Genomic DNA, 21,887 nt, shown 5'->3' with positions numbered 1-21,887 from the left:
GGCGAACTCAACGCGCGGCCGTGCGGCCGAACAGGCCGTTCGGACGCCAGATCAGGATCACGATCATCATGGTGTAGATCACGAAGGGGCCCATCTTCGGCACGTAATATTTGCCGGCGACGTCGCCGATACCGAGCAGGAGCGAGGCGAGGAACGGGCCGGTGATCGAGGACGAGCCGCCGACGGTGACCACGATCAGGAAGTAGATCATGAACTTCAGCGGGAAATACGGATCGAGGCCGAGGATCTCAGCGCTCAGTGCGCCGCCGAGGCCGGCAAGCCCGCAGCCAAAGGCAAAGGTGAAGGCGAACACCTGCGGCACGTTGATGCCGAGGCCGCTTGCGGCGCGCGGGTCATCGACGGCGGCGCGCAGGCGGCTGCCGAAGCGGGTCTTGGCCAGCACCATCTGCAGCGCGATGGTGAGCAGGCCGCAGATCACGATGATCATCAGCCGGTAGCGGCCGATGCCGACGCCGAACAGGTCGAACTGCCCCTGAAGTGCCGCGGGCAGGTTGATGAAGACGCGCGAGGAGCCCTGGATGTAGTCGACGGCAGCAACCGACATGAAGGTCAGGCCGATGGTGAACAGCACCTGATCGAGATGGCTGCGCGTATAGAGGTGGCGGTACAGCGTCCGTTCGAGCGCGATGCCGATCGCGGCAGAGGAGACGAAAGCGAGCGGGAGCGCTGCGAAGAACGGCCAGCCCATCCGGTTGACCAGCACCATGCAGACATAGCCGCCGGCCATGGCGAAGGCGCCATGGGCGAGATTGACGAAGTTCATCAATCCAAGCGTGACCGCAAGCCCGCACGCGAGCACAAACAGCAGCATGCCGTAGGCAACGCCATCGAACAGGTTGGTGAGGATAGAGGTCATCGTCTCAGCTTAGAGTTATCGTCATGGCCGGGCTTGTCCCGGCCATCCACGTTCTTGTCCGGACTTTGTTTTCCTGGCTTCGCGTGGATGCCCGGGGCAAGCCCGGGCATGACGCGGAGCAAGGGGCATGATATCCCGGGTTCGCGCTAATGCGCGCCCCGGGATGCCCCGCTTTCGCGGGTCACTTCTTGGTCTTGCCGAGATCCTTGACGGCCTCGAAGGTCGCGAACTCGACGTTGTAGAGCTCGCCGTCGACCTTCTCGACCTTGCGGATGTAGATGTTCTGGACGATGTCGCGGGTCTCGGGGTCGATCGAGATCGGGCCGCGCGGGCTCTCCCACTTCTGGCCCTTCATGGCCTCGACCAGCTTGGTGCCGTCGGTGTCGCCATTCGTCTTCTTGAGCGCCTCATAAATCAGGTGGATGCCGTCATACCCGCTCACCGCCATGAAGCCCGGACGATTGCCGAACGCCTTCTTGTAGGCTGCCACGAAATCCTTGTTCATCTGCGAGGGGTGCGCCGCGGAGTAGAGATGCGCGGTGACCGTGCCGAGCACGGCGTCGCCCATGTTGTTGAGCAGGTCGTCGTCGGTGACGTCGCCCGGCCCGATCACCTTGATGCCGGCCTTGTCGAGGCCGCGCTCGGCATACTGCTTCATGAAGTTGCCACCCTGGCCGGCCGGCACGAACACGAAGATCGCGTCCGGCTTGGCGTCCTTCATGCGCTGCAGAAACGGCGCGAAGTCCGGGTTTTGCAGCGGCGTCTTGACTTCTTCGACCACCTCGCCGCCGCCTGCGGTGAAATTCTGCTTGAAGAAGTTGAGCGCGTCATTGCCCGGCGCGTAGTCGGAGGTGAGCGTCGCCACCTTCTTGATGCCGTTCTTCACCGCCCAGTCGCCGATGATGGTCGAGGACTGCGCCAGCGTGAAGCTGGTGCGCACGATATAGGGCGAGCGCTCGGTGATGATGGAGGTGCCGGCCGCCATCACGACTTCCGGGATCTTGGCTTGCGTCGCCAGCGGCGCGGCCGCCAGCGCGGCCGGCGTCACGCCGAAGCCGGCGATGAAGTTGACCTTGTCGTTGACGATCAGCTCCTGCGCGGCGGTCTTGGTCTTGTCCGGGATCGCGGCGTCGTCCTTGAGGATGATCTCGATCTTCTTGCCGGCGACGGTGTCGCCCTTCTGCTGCATGTAGAGCTTGATCGCGTTCTCGATCTGCTTGCCGGTCGAAGCCTGGCCGCCGGTCATCGGCAGGATCAGGCCGACCTTGACGGTGTCCTCGGCCTTGGCAGACGCAAGGCCTGCAACGCCCGCGATGGCGGCTGCTGCTACGGTGCGTGAAAAAATTCTGCGTTCGAACATCAGATGTCCCTCCCCTTCATTCCTGACCTTGTGCGCCAGACCGAGTACCCGGTCCTTGCCGCGCTCTAACCTACGGACAAGCCATGCCGCGCGGCCACATGGCGTCCTCTGCAACCCCGTTGTCAATCGGACGTTGGGCGACCATTCGGCGCAAGCCGCGCGATCGGATCGACGGCGGAGGAGATATTTGTACGATTGTACAAATAAAATGGCCCTGTCAACAAGAAAGCCTTTCGCTGTGCGAGCCGAGTCCCTCCGGGTTGATACGCACGGTAAGAGCGCCCGGCGGCGACGTGGCTGGAGAAATCCGCCTCCGCTTTGCAGAATTCGAACATTCGCCGGACGACGAGATCGAAATTCCCAACTCCGATTGCCCCGCCGAAAATACGGACTGTATACCGTATCACCTAGATAGACCCAATCAACGCCTAAAATTGCGTATTATTTTACCATTATGTATACAAGCAAATCCGTCGTCGAATAGGCCAATTTTACTTGTTGAGGACTAGAGTGCGCCGCTGGCGCCCATCGGGCGCCGGTCATCCGCGCCCGGTCCAGCTCGACCCAGAAGATGCTCATGCGTATCCGTTTGCCTTCAATCGCTGCCGTCGTTGCCTTGCTGGCTTCCAACCTTGCCGGCTGCGGCACCGTCAACGAAAGACTCTCCGCCGGCATGGGCGACTCCATCCCGCAATGGGCCGGCGGGCTGCCGGCAGATGCCCCGCCGCGAGCGGGCACGCCGCAATACGACGCCTACATGAAGGAGCGCGAACGCAAGCGGCTGCTGCCGGCGGCGGATCGCGAGAAGGAAGAGCAGGCGCAGAAGGGCGCGACCGGGACCGCGCCGGCTGGCGCGGTGCGCTAAGGGAGCGAATGGCGAATGGGGAGTGGCGAATATAGCCACCCCTTCTATTTCGCTACTCGCCACTCACTATTCGCTAATCCACAAACACCACGGTCTTGCGGCCGTTGAGAATGACGCGGTCGTCGAGGTGGTAGCGGATCGCGCGGGCCAGCACGCGACGCTCGATATCGCGGCCCTTGCGAACGAGATCCTCAGGCGTGTCGCGATGGCTGATGCGCTCGACGTCCTGGTCGATGATCGGACCTTCGTCGAGATCGCGCGTGACGTAATGCGCGGTGGCGCCGATCAGCTTGACGCCGCGCTCATGGGCCTGGTGATAGGGCTTTGCGCCCTTGAAGCCCGGCAGGAACGAGTGATGGATGTTGATGCAGCGGCCCGAAAGCTGCGCCGACAGATCGTCCGACAGGATCTGCATGTAGCGGGCGAGCACGACCAGATCGGTCCTGGTCTTGGCGACGAGGTCGAGGATCTGTGCCTCCTGCTCGCGCTTGGTCTCCTTGGTCACCGGCAGATGGTGGAACGGAATGCCGCCGAAATCGAGCCCGCCATAGACCTCGCGCGGATGGTTGGAGACGATGGCGGCAAGCGTCATCGGCAGTTCGCCGGTGCGCCAGCGATAGAGGATGTCGACCAGGCAGTGGTCCGACTTCGACACCAGCAGCATCACCTTGCGATGCGCGGCCCGATCGCGCATCTGCCAGTCCATGCCGAAACGCTCGGCGATCGCGGCAAAGCCGGTCTGCAGCGCCGACAGTTCCACGGCGAGATCGGCCGCGGTGAACACCACGCGCATGAAGAACTGCTTGGTCTCGATGTCGTCGAACTGCTGAGCATCGAGAATGTTCTGTCCGTTGTGGGCGAGAAACGTCGACACCGCCGAGACGATGCCGGGACGATCCGGACAGGACAGGGTCAGGACATATTGATGATCGGGCATGTTGATGAACAGGCTTGGCTCTTGATGAAGGTTTGGGCAAATGATGCGGAACGACCCGCGATTTGCGCCCTGCTCTATCACCGACGTCCCCTTGCGCCAATCCCAAGACTTGCTTCGACCTGAAGCGCGGAGTCAGGATGAACGGACGACTGCTTTAACTGCCCGGAGTACGCCCATGGCCGAACGCTTGAACGGCTACCGCATCCTGATCCTGGAAACGCGCGAGGAGGCGCAGTTCTCGAAGCTTCTGGCCGAGCAAGGCGCCGAGGTCGTGCAATGCCCGATGTTTACCATCCAGGATGCACCGGACCCTGCTCCGGTCGAGGCCTGGATCCGCCGCACCATCGACAAGCCCCTTGACGACCTTGTGCTGATGACCGGCGAAGGCCTTCGGCGGATCATGAAGCTCGCGCGGGCGCGTGGGCTCGACGGCGCGTTTGTCGCATCCCTCGCCGGATCGCGAAAATTCACCCGCGGCCCGAAGCCCGGCAAGGCGCTGCGCGAGGTCGGCCTCGAAGCGCAGCAGACCACGGGCAAGCCGACCACCGAGGGCGTGATGGAGATGCTGGGCAAGCTCGACCTGAAGGGCCGGCGCCTTGGCCTTCAGCTCTATCCCGACAAGGACCATGGCGCGCTGATCGGCGCCCTTGCCGCGCAAGGCGCCGAGGTCGATGCCGTGCTGCCCTATGCCTACGATTCCAAGGCAGCGGATGCCAACATCGTCACCGCCATCGACGACATGGCCGCGGGGCGGATCGATGCCGTCGCGCTCACCAATCTCGGCCAGGTCCGCCGCCTGATCGAGGCCGCCAAGGCGCATGGCAGCGAGGCGAAGCTGCGCGCCGGCTTCGACCGGACGCTGATTGCGTCGGTGGGCCCGGCTGTTTCGGGTGAGCTTGCTGCCAATGGACTGCGCACGGACGTCTCGCCGGCCGATGAAGCCTATTTCATGCGGCCTCTGATCTCGGCGATGGCAGCCGCGCTCGCGGAGAAGCTGCCCCGGCAAGGGAGGTAAGGGTCCTACCCGGGCACGACACGATACACGCTGGCATTTCCTTCAACGCCGCGAAGAGGAGCTTCAAACACCGCGATTGCATGCCCGGAAAGGAGATCGCTCACTCCCGGCGCCGAATACAGCGCCTCCGAGATACAAATCTCGCCCGCATCCGCCAGCGACTGGACACGCGCGGCAACATTTACGGTCTGGCCGAAATAATCCAGATTGTCGTTCAGGGTCACGGCGATGGAGGGGCCGCAATGGGCTCCAATCTTCAGGATGATGCTCGGATCGCCGTGGTCGGAATTGTAGCGTTCGATTTCCCCCAATATGTGGAGCGCCGCCGAGATCGCGTCTGTCGGGCGAGAGAAGACCGCCATGACTGCATCGCCGATCGTCTTGACGATGGCACCGGAATGTTCCTGAACGGTCGCACCGAGCAAAGCAAAATGTTCGCGGACCAGCGCATAGGCATTGAGATCGCCGAGCCGTTCGTACATGGCGGTCGAACCTTTGAGATCCGTGAACAGCAGGGTCACCTGCCGGATTCCCAGGCCCTCCCTTTCGTCCACGCGTTCTGACCGGAACAGGCGGCGAAACGTCTGTCTCGCGAGCAACATCCCGCCGGACATGTAGGGCTCGAAATCAAGCGGCGGCTTGATCGCTTGAGCCAAAACCTCAGGCGGCCAGTTGATCAGGAGCAGGGAGCCTCGCGTGGATCCGCGGTTCTCCGCCTCGACAATGACGGGGCCGGGCGGCACGGCGGCCAGCGAGGGGGAAAAGCGCTGCCCATCGTATCCAACTCGCAAGATTGTCGGCGAGGTTGTCGGCTCGCCGGCCACCGCAACGGCGAACGCAGCCTGGGTTTGAATATTGACCCCCGCCAGAGCGCCGGGACCGAGTTCGCAACGAATGGTCGTGGCGGAGCCTGGCGGCAAGAACGAAAGGCCGCGAACGAACGCATGCAAATAGTCGAGAAATCGGATTTGTTGGCCAGGTATCCGCGCGTCATTCAGAAATCGAAGCTTCCAATGGAAATCCTCGACCGAGAGGGAGGCAGGATCGTGAAACGGAAGCCGCCGAAGCTGGGGCGACACCGTAAACGTGACCTCTATGAAGTCGTCGAGATCGGTTTCGCCAGTGACGTCGCACAAACCACAAACATAGTGGGTCTTGAGCGTGCGCAAGGCGCCGAAGCTATCGAGCACCATGCCGGATTGGGGACAAACAACATCCCAGCTCATCTCGAATAGCCCGCTTCTCGTCGCATAGAGAAACAGATCAATGCTTTCCGGCTCTGCAATGGCGCGGTCGCGCGCGAATGCCAGCGGATTGACGCGGTAGAGCGATAGATCGTCACCACTCCTGATGAGCGTTTCGAATTTGGAGATCACGCGGGGGCTCCAGGATCGGGCCCGCTCGATCTCGGTCATCTTGCTTTCGAGGAGCCTTTCCTGAATGTCGGTCATTGTGCGCTCGGATTAGGTGCGCTCGGATTAATCGTTCGTCACGCGCAGGCGTGGGCGGGAAAAACGGCGGTTGCACCTCGAGCGCGCCGGCTCGTGCCTGCTGCGGTCGAGAGCACCACGCCAACCGCGCGACGATGTCTAGCCCGCCACCTGCGAAGCCGCCGACATCAACTCACCCGGGCTCGGCATCCCGAACATGCGCTGGCCGCCTTCCGGAACTTCTGTAAAGGCCCAGCGCACGACCCCTTCCCGATCGAGCAGGAACTGGCCGAATAGCTGGCCCTGGCCGGTTGCAGCCATGCGCTGATCGGCCTCCATCATCTCGTAGCCATCCTTGTTGTTGAGCTGCTCGGCGGCTGCCAAACGATTCATCGGCCCGGGCAATTCTCCGGGAATGTCAACTTGCATGCCCATGACCACATCCATGCCCACCTTGCGCGGCCACTCGGTTTCCTTCTCGGTGAACTCGAGATTGGGCAGGCCGAACGCGCGGTGCGAGACCCGCTCGGGATCGGACGCGGCAAGCAGATTGGGCAACGGGTGATAACGGAAGTAGAGCCGAGCGCGCTCGATCGGCGTATTGACGACCGTCAGACTTTCAACGCCCTTGTCGCGCAGGGCCGCGTCAAGCTGCGCCTGGGCCGCGATATGGCGGCGGCAGAACGGGCAGTGCAGGCCTCGAAACAGGCCGACCAATATCGGACTTTGCCCGCGAAAATCATCGAGCGCGATCTTCCCTTCGCGGGTGATGGCATCCAGCACGATGTTCGGTGCGCGATCACCCGGTTGCAGCGGTCCATCGACATGACGTTCTGACATGGTTGAACTCCTTCACATGACCTAGTCAAGAAATGGCAGTACAATCAGTCCGGCGGGATCAAGCCCGTGCCTGGTGCAGACGTCATCGGCCAGCGCGAAATACCGCTCGGCCTCGGGCATGTCGCCGCGATCAAGGTTCAGCGTCGCGAGACCATCATAGCACGGAAAAAGCTGCTGCGGCTCGCCGGTTTCGCTCGCGACCTTGATCGCCTCATTGTAGCAGCGGGCGGCCTGATCGGGCCGGAAATGGCATTGATGGATTTGCCCCAGCACGATCAGGGGCACGGGGAGATGCTCGCGCTGATCGAGCGCACGGTCGATCTCGATTGCCTTTTCGGCAGCCGGCACCCCTTCCTCGGTGCATTTGTCCGTGAAGGTGCAACAGGCAACGGCGAAATTGGCGAGAAGACGCGCCTGGAACCCGAGATCGCCAATACGATGCGCGACATCCAGTCCGCGCCGACATACATCAATGGCTTGCGCCGGGTCGACAATCGTGTAGAGCACGCTGAGATTGGTGTAGCCGCGGCAGGCCACATTGAGAAGGCCGGCGGCCTCGGCCGCCGCGACACTTTGCTCCACTTCGCGCACCGCATCCTGGTGTCGTCCAAGCCGCGCCAGTGCAACCGCCTTGGTATTGAGAGCCTCGGCAATGGCGCGCGCCGCCTCGAGTCCGGCCTGCTCGTCCGCGTCCGCCGGGACGGATCGGGCGTAGCCAAGGGCCTCGTCCGCCCATGTCGCGGCGGCCACGTGATCGCCCATGCGAAACGCGAGACGGCCGCGCTCCTGCAAGAGGTGCGCCCGTTCGATCGGCGCATCGGTCCCTCCAAGCAGGTCAGCCGCCTCGGCGTAATGCCTCTCTGCGTTGATCCGCTTGCCGGCGTCCCACAACAACCTGCCAAGCTTGCGAAGGATTCGCGCTTCGCCAATGCGGTCCTTTGCGGCGCGGTGCCCCTCCAGCGCGCTCTGGTAGTGCTCCTCGGCCGTGTTGCGGCGGCCCGCCGCGGCGCAGAGGTCCGCGATCCGCTCGTACAGAAGCAGGCGCTCCGGCACGCATTCGCCGCCGGTCAACAACATGGCGAGGGCCTGCTGATAGAGACGGATGGCATCGTCATTGGCATAGGTCGCGCGTGCGCGATCGCCGGCCGCGCGCAGATGGCGGGCGCCTTTCGACTTGTGCGCACTCAGGCTGAAATGATGGCCCAGCAGGATGAGGTCCTCGAGCCGTTCGGGCTCGCTGCCATAGAGCCGCTCCAGCGCGGCACCAATCCGTCCATGGAGCTCGATCCGCCGCTGCAAGAGCAGGTTTTGATAGATCACGTCCTGCAGCATGGTCTGCGTGAAACGGTAGGATCGCAGCGAGATCGAGTTTGCGCCCGCAACCTCTTCGACAATCTCGGCGTCGCACAGAAGTTCGAGGCCCACTTCGACCTTTGCCGGCCCGGTTGCCGTCGCACCGAGCAGAGCCGCGTCGAAGCGCGGGCCGATCACCGCGGCCTCCTGGGCCAGCCGGCGCACCTCATGCGGCAGCCGGTCCAGCCGCGCCAGCAACAGCGCCTGAATGCTTGCCGGGATGTCGGCGGCGGCCTCATCCGACTTTATCCGCCACTGCGGGCCGTCACGCTCCAAGGCGCCGGCCTCGATGAGACCGCGGATGATTTCCTCGAGGAAAAGCGGATTGCCGCTCGCGCGCTCCAGGATTCGACTGAACAGATTTCCCGGCGGCTCGCGCCAACCGTGACTGAAATAAGCCGCCAGCAGGTTCTGTCCGTCGGCGTCACCGAGCGGAAGCAATCGAAGGGTCGTGTGGCTGATCCGGCCCGAACCGAACTGATCCAGCTCCAGCATTGGCCGATGCGTAAACAACAGCATCAACCGCGTGCGCTCCAGCCGGTCCATCAGGAACCGCAGCGCCTCGAGGGAGACGGCATCGGCCCAGTGCAGATCCTCGACGATGATCAGAAGCGGTGACAAGGCCAGGCGCCGTTCGAAGACGGTCCGGATCGCAAAGAATATCTGCCGCCGGAGCTGTTCGGGCTCGACGTGCTGCAATGCGGCGTCCGGGCCGCCGAGGCCAAGGACATGGACATAGAGCGGCATCAGCCGCTCTGCCTCTTCGGCCGGAAGGCCAAGCTCCGACAGGGCCTCAGCCAGCCTGGCCTCAGCCGCCGCGGCGCTGGCCTTCTGCGCGATGCCATAGGCGCTGCGCAGCACCGCGGCGAGCGTGCCGTAGGATTGTTCGCCGAGGGGCGAGCAGGCGGCCTGCCGGATCGCCACACCTGCGAAGCGCTCCTCATCGCGGATGCGGGCGACGAATTCGTTCACCAGGCGCGTTTTGCCGATGCCCGCTTCGCCGACCAGCCGCACCAGTTGCGCCGCACCGCCGCACGCGCGATCGAGACTGCCGATCATGCGGGCAAGCTCGACGTCGCGGCCGATCAGCGGCGCACTGAGGCCCAGCGTGTCGAGGCCTCGCGCCGCACGCGGCGTGTCGAGCGGTCCCTTGAGACGATGGACCAGGACACTGCCCATCTTGCCCTTGAGCGAGACCTCGCCGAGCGATTCATACGAGAACGCATGCCGGGTCAGGCGGTAGGTCAAGGGCCCGACCAGCACTTCGTCCGGCGGCGCCATCGACTGCAATCGCTGCGCGGTATTCACCGTGTCGCCGGTTACCGAATAGGACTTGGCAACGCCCACACCCAGTCCGCCCGCAACCACGTGCCCGGTATTGATGCCGATGTGGAGCAGCAGCGGTGCGCCGGCATAGACCTTCGCGCGCTCGCTGAGCTGCTCCGTCCGCTTGATCATGTCGAGTGCAGCACGGACCGCCCGCTCCGGATCGTCCTCGTGCGCTGCTGGCGCGCCGAACAGCGCCAGCAGCGCATCGCCAATGAATTTGTCCACGAAGCCGCCAAAGCCTTGCACCGCTTCCGTCAGCTCCTCGAACAATTCGTTCTGAAGGGCCTGCATGACCTCGGGGTCGAGGCGCTCGCTCATCGCGGTGAAGCCGCTGAGATCGGCAAACAGCACGGTAATGGTGCGGCGGTTGGCTTCGTTGTCCATCCTGTCTGGCTGCGGTCGAAAAGCCTGGTGAGGGTCGACCGCCGGCGCCAGCGGCGGTGACGACGCTCTGACCGGCGCTGTCGACCGGCCCGGCTGCGCCTGTCCCCCGGCTTTGGGGGGTTCACTGACGAGGGCGCCGCATTTCGGGCAATACGTGAAATCCGGAGCGCATGCATAGCCGCAGCCGGGGCACGCGTTCGGCTGCTTCGTGCCGCACTTCGGGCAGAAGGCAAAGCCGCTCTGAACCTCGGAACCGCAGCAAGAGCAGTTCATGGGTCAAGACCCCGCGGAAGCCGCGATGACGCGGTCTACTGGACCTGTCGGATGGGCCCAGCGACCTGACAAGCATGGGCTCGTCGTGCAGGAAGAGCAAGCGGTGGTTGATTAACGGCCGCGAGCGCCGCTTCACTCATCCCCGCAACCAGCCGGTTCAGGGCGCGGCGGCGCGCTGAACCGCTAGATGGCGCCGGCCCCCACCAGCACGAAGGGCGCCCAAGTTGCGGGCTGCGCGCTCTCGCCGCCCTTGGTGATCAGTGCCGAGATCGAGCGACGCAGCGCCTCTGCTCGGCCGATATCGGGATGCGTCTTCATGGCGTCGATCGTGCCGGTGGTGATGGCGACCGCGGCGTCGGAGTTCACCGCCCAGTGCGACACCAGCAGCGCGCGCGTGCCAGCATAGAAGAAGGCCCGCGCAAGACCGGAGAAGGCCTCCGAATTGGCGGCCTGCCCGCCAGCAGTGTTGCAGGCCGACAGGATCACCCAATCGGCATCGAGCTTGAGGCCGGATATCTCCGACGACGAGAGATAGCCGTCATCGGTGGACGTCGGCGCCGCTGGCGGGCTGAGGATAAGTCCTGGCTCGATCGAGCCGCGCACCTGCCCCGCAAGCGCGCCATGCGTCGCAAAATGCAGGATGCGATACTTCGCGAGATCGCCGCTTTGGCCGAGCGTCTTCATCCTGGTCTCGGAGGCGTCGCCAGCGAGGACGACGTCGCCTTTGACGGGCGCGAAGGTGCTGGCCACCGCGCACAGTTCGAGCGCAGTTTCCGGCAGCGGCATCTGCCGCCTGAGCTGCACGATGTCCGCGGTGCCGCCCGACAGCGCGTCCACGGCGCGCAAGCTCCGTTGTGCGACCTGGGTCGCCTGCGTCGGGAGGACGGCGCAGGTCTGAATCTGGCGCGCCAGCTTGGCACGCGCCATCGCGACATCGCTGCGGCCATCGCCGTCGAGCACGGGATTGCCGATGCCGAGAAACGGTTTCGACGCCGCGCTCTTGCGTGCGACCTGCCGCAATGCCTTGAGGCTGGAGACTGAAGGCAGCACTGTGGTGGCAAATCGCTGGACCAGCCAGGGCGCCTTCGCGAGGTCCTGGCCGGCAGCCGGCTTCTCGGTCAGCAAGACCTGAAAGGGCAGCGTCGCCAGCGGCCCCGACGGCACCAGGATCAGCTCCTTGCCATCGATGTCGCGAGCGACAGGCCCGAGCAGCGCCTGGTAGAGCGCAAAGGCGCGCTCCTGGTTGAACGGCAATGGCTCGTCCGCCCCAAGCGGGGCCTTGCGGCCGAGCTTCTGCGGACATGTGGTCGCCTTGTCCAGCCATGCATCCGTATCCAGACCGCAGCGCAAGGCACCGACGGCCTCAGCGAGTTGCTTTTCGCCGAGATCCGCCGAATGCCAGCGCACGTCCGAGCGCGTCACGGTCCAGACGAAGGTGGCGCGTGACGTCGTCGTGAACAGCAACATCGCCTCGTTGGGACGAAGCTGCTTCTGGGCATCCTCGATCGCAATCGGCGCCTTCGTTACGAGCGCTGCATAGTCCGGAAACTGCGCAGCGATTGAGCGATCCAGTTCCCGGATTTGACCTGAGATGGCCGAGGCTCGGGCACGAAGCGCCTGCTCCGCCGCCGGGTTGCGCGCAGCATCCGCCTGCGAGATCGCCGCCACGAGCATCTTGTCGGTCGCGACAGCTTGCGCGCCGAGATCCTGCCGCTCGCGGACGCGCGCGGCGAGATCCCCGCTGCCATCGGCGATGCGGGCCGACATGCCGGCAATCGCCCGCGCAGCCTGCTCGTCACCGATCCATTGCGCCGCTTCGAACGCCTGCGATCGCAAGGCGCCGGCCTGCCCCGCATTGGCGCTCGCGAGGTTATAGGCGGCTACGATCAGTCCGGGATAGGGATTGGTCTCTTCATGGACCTTCACATCGCCGCGGCTCTCCTGCTCGGCGGCGCGGCGGCCGTTCTGGATCGCGACCGCGCGCGCGAACGCGTCGCGGGCCTGCTGCCAATCCTTCAAATCGATATGATGGGCGCCGAGATTGGCGAAGCTGTTGGCAACATCCGGATGCTGCTCGCCGAGAGCGCGCAGGCGGATATCCAGCGCGCGCTTCAGCAGCGGCTCGGCCTCCTGCGGCCGGCCGGTGCTGTCCAGAATGACGGCCAGATTGTTGAGACTGTTGGCGATCAGCGGGTGAGACCCCCCGAGCGCGGCCTCGCGTATCGCAAGCGACCGGCGCGCGAACGGTTCGGCCTCGGCGTAACGATCGGCCTCGCTCATCAGCGTCACCAGATTGTCAAGCGCGATCGCGACATCCAGATGTGCCGGCCCGAGCGCCTTCTCACGGATCGCCAGCGACTTGCGGAACAGCTGCTCCGCCTCCTGCTTGCGATCGAGATGGGCCCAGGCCTCCGCAAGGTTGTTCAATGCCGTCGCCACGTTCGGATGCGCTATCCCGACGGCCTTCTCCTGAATGGCGAGTGCGCGGGTCAGCAGCCCCTCGGCCTCGGCGTCCCGGCCCTCGCGCGAGAACACCAGGGCCAGATTGTTGAGGCTCGCGGCGACATCGGGATGATCAGGTCCGAGCGCCTTCTCCCTGATAGCCAAAGTCCGTCGGGCCAATTGCTCGGCCTCCGGAAGCCGTCCCTGCGCACGGCGGAGCTCGCCGAGATTGTTGAGGGTCGCTGTCAGATAGATGCTGTCCGGGCCATGCTGCTTCTCCTGAAGCACAAGCGCTTCGGCAAAACTCGCCTCGGCCTGCTGTAACCGGCCTTGCGCCCGATTGACCTCCGCGATGTTGTTCAAGGTCACCGGGATCATGATGTCAGCCTGTCCCGGAGACTTCCTGAACACTACGAGCGCACGGTTGAACAGATCGAGCGCCTCCGTCTCCTTCATCTGGCGGTGACGGAGATTGCCGAGCTGCATCCGCGCCAGCGCCGTGGTGAGATGGTCAGGGCCCAGCACGCTCTCGTCGATGGCGATCGCGCGCGACATGTCGCGTTCGGCATCGCCGAGCCTGTTCTGGCCGAGCTCGATCTGGCCCAGCGTGGCGAGCACGGCGGCGACATCGGGATGATTGGGACCGAGGCTCTTCTCGCGAATGACGAGGGCCCGCCTCAGCACGCTTTCGGCCTCGGTGGTCTCGCCTTTCGTCTGGAGCGCCTGCCCCAGCACGACCAGCGTGGTCGCGGTCAGGGGCGATTGTCGCCCCGTGCTTTTCTCGGCCTCAACGACGAGCTTCCTGGCAAAGCCGACCGCCTCGCCGTAGCGGCCCTCCTTCGCCAGCGCCGTAATGCGCTGCATCAGCGCCAACATGTCTTGCGACCCCGCCTGCCCCGGCGAGACCATGACGCTTACGAGAAGTACAAAACAAAAAGACTGCGCGGCAAACCTCGGCCACCGTACCCACATGCTGCGATCGCTCCGATTCCCCGCGCCCGCGACCTGTTGGGCCACAGCAAGATGAAGACACTATGACCGCCTCCTGCGTCCATGGACGAACCGATCGCAGAAACCAGGGGAAGACATTCGCACGGACCGGTCACGCGCCTGCAGCGGACGTGCTGATGCAGCCATGCATGGCAGCATGCGGCCGGTCCGATTGACACGCGCGTCGCCAACGCTACGTTGCTGATCGGAAAGAAGAAACAACAAGGCAAGGGATTCGCCGTGACACGCGTCATCGCGTCTTGAGCGCAGCCGCGCGGCCGTCGGCGCTCGCGCCATTCCGCATCCGCAACTATCGCTTCCAGTGGCCGTCCGACCTGCTCACATCCTGGGCGTTCGAGATCGAGACGCTGGTGCTGGGCTGGTACATCCTGGTCGAGACCGGCTCGGTGCTGCTGCTCACCGTGCTTGCCTCGCTCCAATTCGTCGGGACCTTGGTCGCGCCGGTGTTCGGCATGATCGGCGACCGCATGGGTCATCGCGATCTTCTGGTCGCGATGCGTCTTGCCTATACTGTGCTCTCGTCAACCATCATGGTTCTGGCGCTGACCGGTCATCTGTCGCCGCTGAGCGTCATGATCATCGTCGCGGTCATGGGCCTGATTCGCCCCTCGGATCTCGGCGTCCGCGGCGCGCTGCTCGCCGAGATCATGCCGGCCGAGCAGCTGGTGGGCGCCATCAGCGTTGCGCGCACGACCCAGGACAGCGCGCGCATCGCCGGAGCGTTGACGGGCGCCGGGCTGTTCGCCGTCCTCGGCATTGGCCTCGTTTACGTGGCGATTGCCTGTCTCTACTTCGTGGCCGCGCTTCTCATGCTGTGCCTGACCCGGCCCAAGAGGACCGTCATCACGAGCGATCTTCCGGCGAATAGCCATGCCGTCTCGCGGCTGCTCGGCGATCTGAAGGAAGGGATCGTTTACGCCTGGAGTGGCCCGGGAATGCGTGCGGCGCTGTGCGTCGCCTTCCTGGCCAATCTCACCGCATTTCCCTTCACTGGCGGATTGCTGCCCTACATCGCCCGGGAGATCTTTCATACCGACCAGACCGGCCTCGGTTACCTCTCGGCGAGCTTTGCGGTCGGCTCGCTGATCGGCTCCATCACGCTCAGCCTGGTCGGCGGACTGCGCATTGCCCGGCTTCTGATCGGCGCGACGCTGGCCTGGTACGCCATGCTGCTGGTATTCGTCGAGGTCAGGACCATGCCGGTGGCGATGGCCTGCCTCATGCTCGCCGGCATCGCCCAGAGCATGTCGATGATCTCGGCGGCCGTGATCCTGATGCGCACCGCGAGCGCACACCTTCGCGGCCGCGTGATGGGCGTGCGCATGATGGTGATCTACGGCCTGCCGATCGGATTGCTCGCGGCCGGCAGCCTGATCGACATCATTGGTTATTCCGCGACAGGCTCGCTCTATGCCGCCGCCGGCTTCATCGCGATGCTGGCGATCGCCATCCGCTGGCGCGCCGACCTCTGGCCGGTCCATGCACCCGCCAATGCGCGATGACCGCGCCTAATCCCCATAGCCGCGCAGCCGCTCGATATCGAGGATGGTGACGCCCCCATATTCGAGCCGCAGCAGTCCCTCCTTCTCCAGCCGGTTCAGCGCGCGGTTGGCGTTCTGGCGGGACATGCCGGAGAGCGCACCGATCTCCTCCTGGGTGATCTCCAGATGAGCGGTCGATTCCGGATAGAGGATCGGATTGAACAGTGAGGCGATGCTGCGGGCGAGGCGCGCGGTGGCATCCAGCGTGCGGTTGACCTCGAGCATGCCGATGAACTGGCCGAGCCGTTCGTTGAGCTGGCGCACCAGAAAGCGGTTGAAGCCGACGCTGTTCTCGAACAGCCACATGAAGGCGCTGCGTTCCATCAGCGCGACGCGGCTGTCGCGCAGCGCGACCACGTCATAGCGGCGCGGCTCGTTCTTGAGCACACTGCCCTCGCCGAACCAGGCCCCCGCCGTCAGCCCGGCGAGGCTGGTCTCCTTGCCGTCCCTGGAGACCCCGCCCATGCGGGCAAGGCCGCCCACCATGCCGGCCCAATAGGCAAAAATATCACCGCGCATGAACACGGTCTCGCCGGTGCCGTAGGACCGCTCCGTGATTCCGGCGCGCGCGACCTCGATCTCCGCTTGCGTGAGCTCGCGCGACCAGGCGGCGACGCGCTTCAGTTGATCTTCTGAAATCATGATCTCGCGGCCAGCCGCACCGTTTCGTCACTCCATCTTCTGCTGCATTGCAGCATGATAATTCCAACCGCCATCCGACGAAAGGTGAAGGCCGCCGCCGCCCGGCAAACTTTGTCGCAGAATTGTCAGCCGCGAGACATTTCAAAATAGCGCTTTCCCCTATTGAGGACCACCTCGGACGATGCGGCTTTTGATCCCTGACGGGAACGAGAGTGGCGCGGCTCCGGTCGAGACCATCTGCTGCATGGCCTCACCGGCACCACCGTACTAGGATCGCTGGGCAGGAACGGACGAAGAGCGCCACTAAAAAGCGCCATCACCGGGAGGGTTTCGTTTGGTGGCTACCAGTCTTGAAGTGCGCGACGTGTCCTTGCGATTCGGCGGCGTCCGGGCGCTGACCGACGTCGGCTTCTCCATCAGGGAGGGCGAGCTGTTCTCGATCATCGGCCCCAACGGCGCCGGCAAGACCTCGATCGTGAACTGTATTTCCGGCCGCTACAAGCCGACCGAAGGCCAGCTGTACTACCAGGGCCGCGACATCACGGCCCTGACGCCGAACGCCCGCGCCTCGCTCGGCATCGGCCGCACCTTCCAGAACCTGGCGCTGTTCCACCACATGAGCGTGCTCGACAACATCATGGTCGGGCGCCATCACCTCCTGAAGAACAATTTCCTCACAGGCTCGCTGTACTGGCTCACCGGCGCGCGCAAGGAGGAGCTCGAGCACCGCCGCAAGGTCGAGGAGATCATAGACTTCCTCGACCTGCAGTCGGTGCGGAAGGCGCAAGCCGGCACCCTCTCCTACGGCCTGCGCAAGCGCGTGGAGCTCGCCCGTGCCATGGCGCTGGAGCCGCGTCTCATTCTCCTCGACGAGCCGATGGCCGGCATGAACTTCGAGGAGAAGGAGGACATGGCCCGCTACATCGTCGATCTCAACGAGGAATTCGGGATGACGGTGGTGATGATCGAGCACGACATGGGCGTGGTGATGGACATCTCCCACCGCGTCATGGTGCTGGATTTCGGCAAGAAGATCGCCGAAGGCGATCCGGCGACGGTGCTCGCCGATCCCCACGTCAGGCGGGCCTATCTTGGTGAAGAAGACGAGGTGCTGGTCGATCCGGATGACGCTGCACCCGCGCAGGAGAGCGCGGCATGATGGATTACGCAGGCCGCGTCGCACAGGCCGACACCTATCCGAAGATGCTCCGGCTCAATGCGAAAGAGCATGGCAACGAGATCGCATTGCGCGAGAAGGATCTCGGGCTCTGGCGGCTGTTCACCTGGAGCGACTACCAGACCCGCGTGCGCGACTTTGCGCTCGGTCTTCTCGAAATGGGCCTTGGCCGCGGCGACGTCATCGGCATCATCGGCGACAACCGGCCGGACTGGGTGGCGGCGGAAGTGGCGACGCACGCCATCGGCGGCCTCAGCCTCGGACTTTATCGCGACGTGCTGGACGAGGAGGCTTCCTATCTCCTCAACTATGGCGAGGCGCAGCTCGTCTTCGCCGAGGACGAGGAGCAGGTCGACAAGCTGCTCACCCTCGCCGACCGCGCGCCGAAGCTGAAGCACATCATCTATTCCGATCCGCGCGGGATGCGGAAATACGACGATCCCAGGCTGATGTCGGCGGAGAGGTTTGCCGAACTCGGCCGGGCCCGTGCCGCGCGGGAGCCGGAGCTCTACGACAGGCTGGTCGATGCCACCAAGGGCGAGGACGTCGCGATCCTCTGCACGACGTCTGGCACCACGTCCCATCCCAAGCTCGCCATGCTCGCCGCCGGACGCGTGCTTGGCCATTGTGCGACTTATCTCGCCTTCGACCCCAAGGGCCCGGACGACGAATACGTCTCGGTGCTGCCGCTGCCGTGGATCATGGAGCAGGTCTACGTGCTCGGCAAAGGCATGCTCTGCCGGATGAAGATCAACTTCGTCGAAGAGCCCGACACGATGATGAACGATCTGCGCGAGATCGCGCCGACATTCGTGCTCTTTGCCCCAAGGGTTTGGGAATCCATCGCCGCCGACGTCCGCGCCAAGGTGATGGACGCGACGCCTCTCAAGCAGCGCCTGTTCGACGTCGGCATGAAGAGCGGCCTCGCCGCGCTCGAACACGGCAAGCGCTCGGGCCTTGCCGACGCCATCCTGTTCCGCGCGCTGCGCGATCGCCTCGGTTTCACCCGGCTGCGCTCGGCCGCGACCGGCGGCGCGGCGCTCGGGCCCGAGACCTTCAAGTTCTTCCAGGCCATGGGCGTGCCGCTGCGCACCCTGTACGGCCAGACCGAGCTGCTGGGGGCCTATACGCTACATCCCGAGGGCAAGGTCGATCCCGACACCACGGGCGTGCCTATGTCTGACCAGGTCGAGATCCGCATCGACAATGCCGACGTCCATGGCGTCGGCGAGATCGTGGTGCGGCATCCCAACATGTTCCTCGGCTACTACAAGAATCCCGAGGCCAGCGTCGCCGACATCAAGGACGGGTGGATGTTGTCGGGCGACGCCGGCTATTTCAACGCGAACCAGCAGCTCGTCGTCATCGACCGCATCAAGGATCTCGCCGAGACCTCGCGCGGCGAGCGCTTTTCGCCGCAATTCATCGAGAACAAGCTGAAGTTCTCGCCCTATATCGCCGAAGCCGTGGTGCTCGGCGCCGGCCGCGATGCGCTCGCGGCGATGATCTGCATCCGCTACTCCATCATCTCGAAATGGGCGGAGAAGAACCGGCTCTCGTTCACGACCTACAGCGACCTCGCCTCGCGCCCCGAGGTCTATGCGCTGCTCCGCAAGGAAGTCGAGACCGTCAACGCCACGCTGCCGCCGGCGCAGCGCATCTCGCGCTTCCTGCTGCTCTACAAGGAGCTCGACGCCGACGACGGCGAGCTCACCCGCACGCGAAAGGTGCGGCGCAGCGTCATCAACGAGAAATACGAAGGCATCATCGATGCCATCTACCGCGGCGATGCCGACATCCCCGTCGACACCGTGATCCGCTTCCAGGACGGCACCACGCAGCGGGTGCGGACGACACTGCGTGTGGTGGATCTCGGCGGACCCGGGCACATGGCGGAGGCGGCGGAGTGACACGGTCTACCGTCGCGAGCGGTGCTGCCCTTCGCCTCTCCCCGCTTGCGGGGAGAGGCCGGAGCGCGTCAGCGATCCGGGTGAGGGGGAGCCTCCGCGAGGGCAGTGACAATTGTTTCGAGAACGCTGACCAAATTGCTCGAAACGTCCTTGTTCCAGAACCGCAAAATTCGATAGTTTCGGTCGATCAGCCATTTGTCCCGCACTGCGTCCTGCGCACTGTCGGCGTGTTGGCCACCGTCAACTTCAATGATCAGCCGGACCTCGCGGCAAATGAAGTCGACAGTGTATGGGCCAATCGGCTCCTGCCGAACGAATTTGTAACCGTTGAGCCGGCGTGCACGGAGGCGATACCAGAGCGTCCCCTCCGCATCAGTCAATGCGGCACGCAAATGCCTGGCGCGCTCCGTCTTGCCCTCATCAGCACCTCGCATGCGGAAGCTCCCCCTCACCCGCCGCGCTTTGCGCGTCGGCCTCTCCCCGCGCGCGGGGAGAGGCGAAAGGTCCACCATCCATGAACACCGCCTTCCTCATCCAGCTCCTGGTCAACGGCCTCGTGGTCGGCACGCTCTATGGCGTGGTCGCGATGTCGTTCGTGCTGATCTACAAGGCGACCCAGGTCGTCAACTTCGCGCAAGGTGAATTGCTGCTGGTCGGCGCCTGGGTGTGCTGGGCGCTGCTTGCCAAATATCAGGTGCCGTTCTGGATCGGCATGCCAATGACGCTCGTGTTCATGTTCGTGTTCGGCATCGCGGTCCAGGTCCTGATCCTGCGGCCGATGATCGGCGAGCCCATCATTTCCGTGATCATGGTGACGATCGGCCTCTCCACCGTGCTCCAGGCAACGCTGAAATGGATGTTCGGCGTCAATCCGCAGCCGTTCCCGCGCGTGTTCGAGAGCCAGTCGGTCAGCTTGCTGGGCTTACAGATCCAGACCGTCTATGTCATGAGCCTGGTGGTCTCCGTCGCCATGATGATCGGCATGGCCTGGTTCTTCCGTGCCTCCAAATACGGCCTTGCGATGCGCGCCACCGCGTTCAACCAGCAGGTCGCGCAATCGCTCGGCATTTCCGTGAAGAGCGTGTTCGCGATGGCCTGGGCGATCTCGGCGACGGTGTCGGCGGTCGCGGGCGTCGTCGTTGCGGTCGTGAACGGCGTGTCTTCGGGCCTTGCCGCCTACGGCATCAAGGTGTTTCCGGCGGCGATCCTCGGCGGGCTCGATTCCGTCGGCGGCGCCGTGCTCGGCGGCATCATCATCGGCCTGCTCGAGAACGTCGCACAATATGTCGACAGCGAGTACCTGCACTGGGGCAATCTCTACGAGATCGCGCCGTTCTACGTCCTCATCATCGTGCTGATGATCAAGCCCTACGGGCTGTTCGGCACCCACGACATCGAGCGGATCTGACCCATGGCCGGCCCTGCCCTCATTCCTGCTGGTGATTTCCGCACCTCTTATGCGGCCGACACCACGATCTTCCCGACCACGACCAGCCGCAACTTCGCCATCGCAGGCGTGCTGTTGCTATGCCTCGCGCCGCAATTCTTCAGCGGATACTGGCTCAGCATCCTGATCCAGATCGGCATCTTCTCGATCGCGGCGCTCGGGCTGAACATCCTTGTCGGCTTCACCGGCCAGATCTCGATCGGGCATGCCGCCTTCTTCCTGCTCGGCGCCTTCACCTCGGCCTACATCTCCAACAGCGCGCCGATCCCGGTGTTCTTCGCGATCCCGCTCGCCGGCGTCGTCACCGCGCTGGTCGGCCTGATCTTCGGCATCCCTGCGGCGCGGCTGAAGGGGCTCTATCTCGTCATCGCGACGCTGGCCGCGCAGTATATCCTGCTCGACTTCTTCTCCCGCGCCGAATGGTTCACCGGCGGCTCGGTGCCGGCGAGCGCCAACCCGTTCTCGATCTTCGGCTACACCCTGCGCGGCGACAAACAGTATTTCTACGTCGTGCTGGCCTATGTGCTGCTCAGCTACATCCTCGTCACCAACCTGATGCGCACCCGCGACGGCCGTGCGCTGGTGGCGATCCGCGACCATTATCTCTCTGCCGAGATCATGGGCATCAACCTCACCAAATACCGTACGCTATCGTTCGGGCTCGCCGCTTTCTTCGCAGGCATCGCCGGCGCGCTCTACGCGCACTACCAGCTCGTGGTGTCGCAGGAAGGCTTCGGCATCGAGCGCTCGATCCTGTTCCTGGCCATGATCATCATCGGCGGTACCGGCTCGATCATGGGCACGCTGATGGGCACCGCCTTCGTGGTGCTGCTGCCCGAAGGGATGGAGTTCATCAGCCATTATTTGAAGGGCGGCGCGATCGACAAGGCGCTGTCACTCAACACCAACATCACCTTCCTGCGCGAAATCGCGATCGGGGTGATCATCATCGCCTTCCTGATGTTCGAACCCGACGGGCTCGCGCATCGCTGGCGGCAGATCAAGGCGTATTGGAAACTCTACCCGTTCTCGCATTGAGCGCGGGCAACTTCAC

At 64.2% G+C, this 21,887-nt stretch carries 16 protein-coding genes; 7 read left to right on the top strand and 9 right to left on the bottom strand.

Annotation, left to right across the window (positions count from 1 at the left end):
- Nucleotides 1-7: 7 nt before the first annotated feature.
- A complete protein-coding gene (locus CIT37_RS14110) occupies nt 8-877 on the bottom strand; it encodes a branched-chain amino acid ABC transporter permease (protein WP_028143352.1) in 870 nt (289 codons plus the stop codon).
- Between the two features lie 181 nt (nt 878-1,058).
- Nucleotides 1,059-2,237, bottom strand: coding sequence for an ABC transporter substrate-binding protein (locus CIT37_RS14105; protein ID WP_038949020.1), 1,179 nt, complete (start codon nt 2,235-2,237; stop codon nt 1,059-1,061).
- A gap of 571 nt (nt 2,238-2,808) precedes the next feature.
- Between CIT37_RS14105 and CIT37_RS14100 the strand changes: the two genes are divergently transcribed.
- Entirely contained in the window at nt 2,809-3,102 is a 294-nt protein-coding gene (locus CIT37_RS14100; protein ID WP_028143354.1) for a hypothetical protein, read from the top strand.
- A gap of 73 nt (nt 3,103-3,175) precedes the next feature.
- On the opposite strand, the gene purU is transcribed toward CIT37_RS14100, so the two are convergent.
- Complete coding sequence (gene purU, locus CIT37_RS14095) at nt 3,176-4,039, bottom strand: formyltetrahydrofolate deformylase (RefSeq protein WP_028143355.1); 864 nt, start codon at nt 4,037-4,039, stop codon at nt 3,176-3,178.
- 175 nt (nt 4,040-4,214) lie between these two features.
- Here purU and CIT37_RS14090 point away from each other — a divergent pair, with 175 nt between their 5' ends.
- Complete coding sequence (locus CIT37_RS14090; RefSeq protein ID WP_095425618.1) at nt 4,215-5,054, top strand: uroporphyrinogen-III synthase; 840 nt, start codon at nt 4,215-4,217, stop codon at nt 5,052-5,054.
- 5 nt (nt 5,055-5,059) lie between these two features.
- Here CIT37_RS14090 and CIT37_RS14085 read toward each other — a convergent pair whose 3' ends face one another.
- The 4 genes from CIT37_RS14085 to CIT37_RS14070 all read right to left on the bottom strand — a co-directional run bounded on the left by CIT37_RS14085 (nt 5,060) and on the right by CIT37_RS14070 (nt 13,981).
- Nucleotides 5,060-6,505, bottom strand: coding sequence for an adenylate/guanylate cyclase domain-containing protein (locus tag CIT37_RS14085; protein WP_028143357.1), 1,446 nt, complete (start codon nt 6,503-6,505; stop codon nt 5,060-5,062).
- 138 nt (nt 6,506-6,643) lie between these two features.
- Nucleotides 6,644-7,324, bottom strand: coding sequence for a redoxin domain-containing protein (locus CIT37_RS14080; protein WP_095425619.1), 681 nt, complete (start codon nt 7,322-7,324; stop codon nt 6,644-6,646).
- Between the two features lie 21 nt (nt 7,325-7,345).
- Nucleotides 7,346-10,663, bottom strand: a complete 3,318-nt coding sequence (locus CIT37_RS14075; protein ID WP_095425620.1) for an adenylate/guanylate cyclase domain-containing protein — start codon at nt 10,661-10,663, stop codon at nt 7,346-7,348.
- Nucleotides 10,664-10,846: 183 nt separating this feature from the next.
- Nucleotides 10,847-13,981 carry a CHAT domain-containing tetratricopeptide repeat protein gene (locus tag CIT37_RS14070; protein WP_161966402.1) on the bottom strand — a complete coding sequence of 1,045 codons (3,135 nt, stop codon included), beginning with the start codon at nt 13,979-13,981 and terminating at the stop codon, nt 10,847-10,849.
- Nucleotides 13,982-14,355: 374 nt separating this feature from the next.
- Between CIT37_RS14070 and CIT37_RS14065 the strand changes: the two genes are divergently transcribed.
- Entirely contained in the window at nt 14,356-15,618 is a 1,263-nt protein-coding gene (locus tag CIT37_RS14065; RefSeq protein ID WP_028143360.1) for an MFS transporter, read from the top strand.
- Nucleotides 15,619-15,624: 6 nt separating this feature from the next.
- On the opposite strand, the gene CIT37_RS14060 is transcribed toward CIT37_RS14065, so the two are convergent.
- Nucleotides 15,625-16,299: a Crp/Fnr family transcriptional regulator gene (locus CIT37_RS14060; protein WP_038949013.1), complete on the bottom strand. Its 675-nt coding sequence runs from the start codon at nt 16,297-16,299 to the stop codon at nt 15,625-15,627.
- Nucleotides 16,300-16,636: 337 nt separating this feature from the next.
- Between CIT37_RS14060 and CIT37_RS14055 the strand changes: the two genes are divergently transcribed.
- Together CIT37_RS14055 and CIT37_RS14050 are read left to right on the top strand one after the other, a co-directional pair.
- Nucleotides 16,637-17,458, top strand: a complete 822-nt coding sequence (locus CIT37_RS14055) for an ABC transporter ATP-binding protein (protein ID WP_095425735.1) — start codon at nt 16,637-16,639, stop codon at nt 17,456-17,458.
- Nucleotides 17,455-19,386, top strand: a complete 1,932-nt coding sequence (locus tag CIT37_RS14050; RefSeq protein WP_095425621.1) for a long-chain fatty acid--CoA ligase — start codon at nt 17,455-17,457, stop codon at nt 19,384-19,386. Before CIT37_RS14055 ends, CIT37_RS14050 begins: the two co-directional genes overlap by 4 nt.
- A 68-nt stretch (nt 19,387-19,454) precedes the next feature.
- Here the strand turns inward: CIT37_RS14050 and CIT37_RS14045 are convergent, their stop codons facing one another.
- Complete coding sequence (locus CIT37_RS14045; protein WP_028143364.1) at nt 19,455-19,820, bottom strand: endonuclease domain-containing protein; 366 nt, start codon at nt 19,818-19,820, stop codon at nt 19,455-19,457.
- 80 nt (nt 19,821-19,900) lie between these two features.
- On the opposite strand from CIT37_RS14045, the gene CIT37_RS14040 reads away from it, so the two are divergent.
- Together CIT37_RS14040 and CIT37_RS14035 are read left to right on the top strand one after the other, a co-directional pair.
- On the top strand, nt 19,901-20,794 hold the full coding sequence (locus CIT37_RS14040; protein WP_018317428.1) for a branched-chain amino acid ABC transporter permease: 894 nt from the start codon (nt 19,901-19,903) through the stop codon (nt 20,792-20,794).
- Between the two features lie 3 nt (nt 20,795-20,797).
- On the top strand, nt 20,798-21,871 hold the full coding sequence (locus tag CIT37_RS14035; protein ID WP_028143365.1) for a branched-chain amino acid ABC transporter permease: 1,074 nt from the start codon (nt 20,798-20,800) through the stop codon (nt 21,869-21,871).
- Nucleotides 21,872-21,887: the final 16 nt, after the last annotated feature.

Origin of the sequence: Bradyrhizobium ottawaense, from assembly GCF_002278135.3 — a bacterium.
Lineage (GTDB): Bacteria > Pseudomonadota > Alphaproteobacteria > Rhizobiales > Xanthobacteraceae > Bradyrhizobium > Bradyrhizobium ottawaense.
This window is presented reverse-complemented; position numbering and strand designations above follow the sequence as displayed.

Excerpts from the sequence above, each read along its gene's own strand:
- CIT37_RS14110 (WP_028143352.1), bottom strand. The coding sequence starts at position 877 with ATGACCTCTATCCTCACCAACCTGTTCGATGGCGTTGCCTACGGCATG.
- CIT37_RS14105 (WP_038949020.1), bottom strand. The coding sequence starts at position 2,237 with ATGTTCGAACGCAGAATTTTTTCACGCACCGTAGCAGCAGCCGCCATC.
- CIT37_RS14100 (WP_028143354.1), top strand. The coding sequence starts at position 2,809 with ATGCTCATGCGTATCCGTTTGCCTTCAATCGCTGCCGTCGTTGCCTTG.
- purU (WP_028143355.1), bottom strand. The coding sequence starts at position 4,039 with ATGCCCGATCATCAATATGTCCTGACCCTGTCCTGTCCGGATCGTCCC.
- CIT37_RS14090 (WP_095425618.1), top strand. The coding sequence starts at position 4,215 with ATGGCCGAACGCTTGAACGGCTACCGCATCCTGATCCTGGAAACGCGC.
- CIT37_RS14085 (WP_028143357.1), bottom strand. The coding sequence starts at position 6,505 with ATGACCGACATTCAGGAAAGGCTCCTCGAAAGCAAGATGACCGAGATC.
- CIT37_RS14080 (WP_095425619.1), bottom strand. The coding sequence starts at position 7,324 with ATGTCAGAACGTCATGTCGATGGACCGCTGCAACCGGGTGATCGCGCA.
- CIT37_RS14075 (WP_095425620.1), bottom strand. The coding sequence starts at position 10,663 with ATGAACTGCTCTTGCTGCGGTTCCGAGGTTCAGAGCGGCTTTGCCTTC.
- CIT37_RS14070 (WP_161966402.1), bottom strand. The coding sequence starts at position 13,981 with ATGTTGGCGCTGATGCAGCGCATTACGGCGCTGGCGAAGGAGGGCCGC.
- CIT37_RS14060 (WP_038949013.1), bottom strand. The coding sequence starts at position 16,299 with ATGATTTCAGAAGATCAACTGAAGCGCGTCGCCGCCTGGTCGCGCGAG.
- CIT37_RS14050 (WP_095425621.1), top strand. The coding sequence starts at position 17,455 with ATGATGGATTACGCAGGCCGCGTCGCACAGGCCGACACCTATCCGAAG.
- CIT37_RS14045 (WP_028143364.1), bottom strand. The coding sequence starts at position 19,820 with ATGCGAGGTGCTGATGAGGGCAAGACGGAGCGCGCCAGGCATTTGCGT.
- CIT37_RS14040 (WP_018317428.1), top strand. The coding sequence starts at position 19,901 with ATGAACACCGCCTTCCTCATCCAGCTCCTGGTCAACGGCCTCGTGGTC.
- CIT37_RS14035 (WP_028143365.1), top strand. The coding sequence starts at position 20,798 with ATGGCCGGCCCTGCCCTCATTCCTGCTGGTGATTTCCGCACCTCTTAT.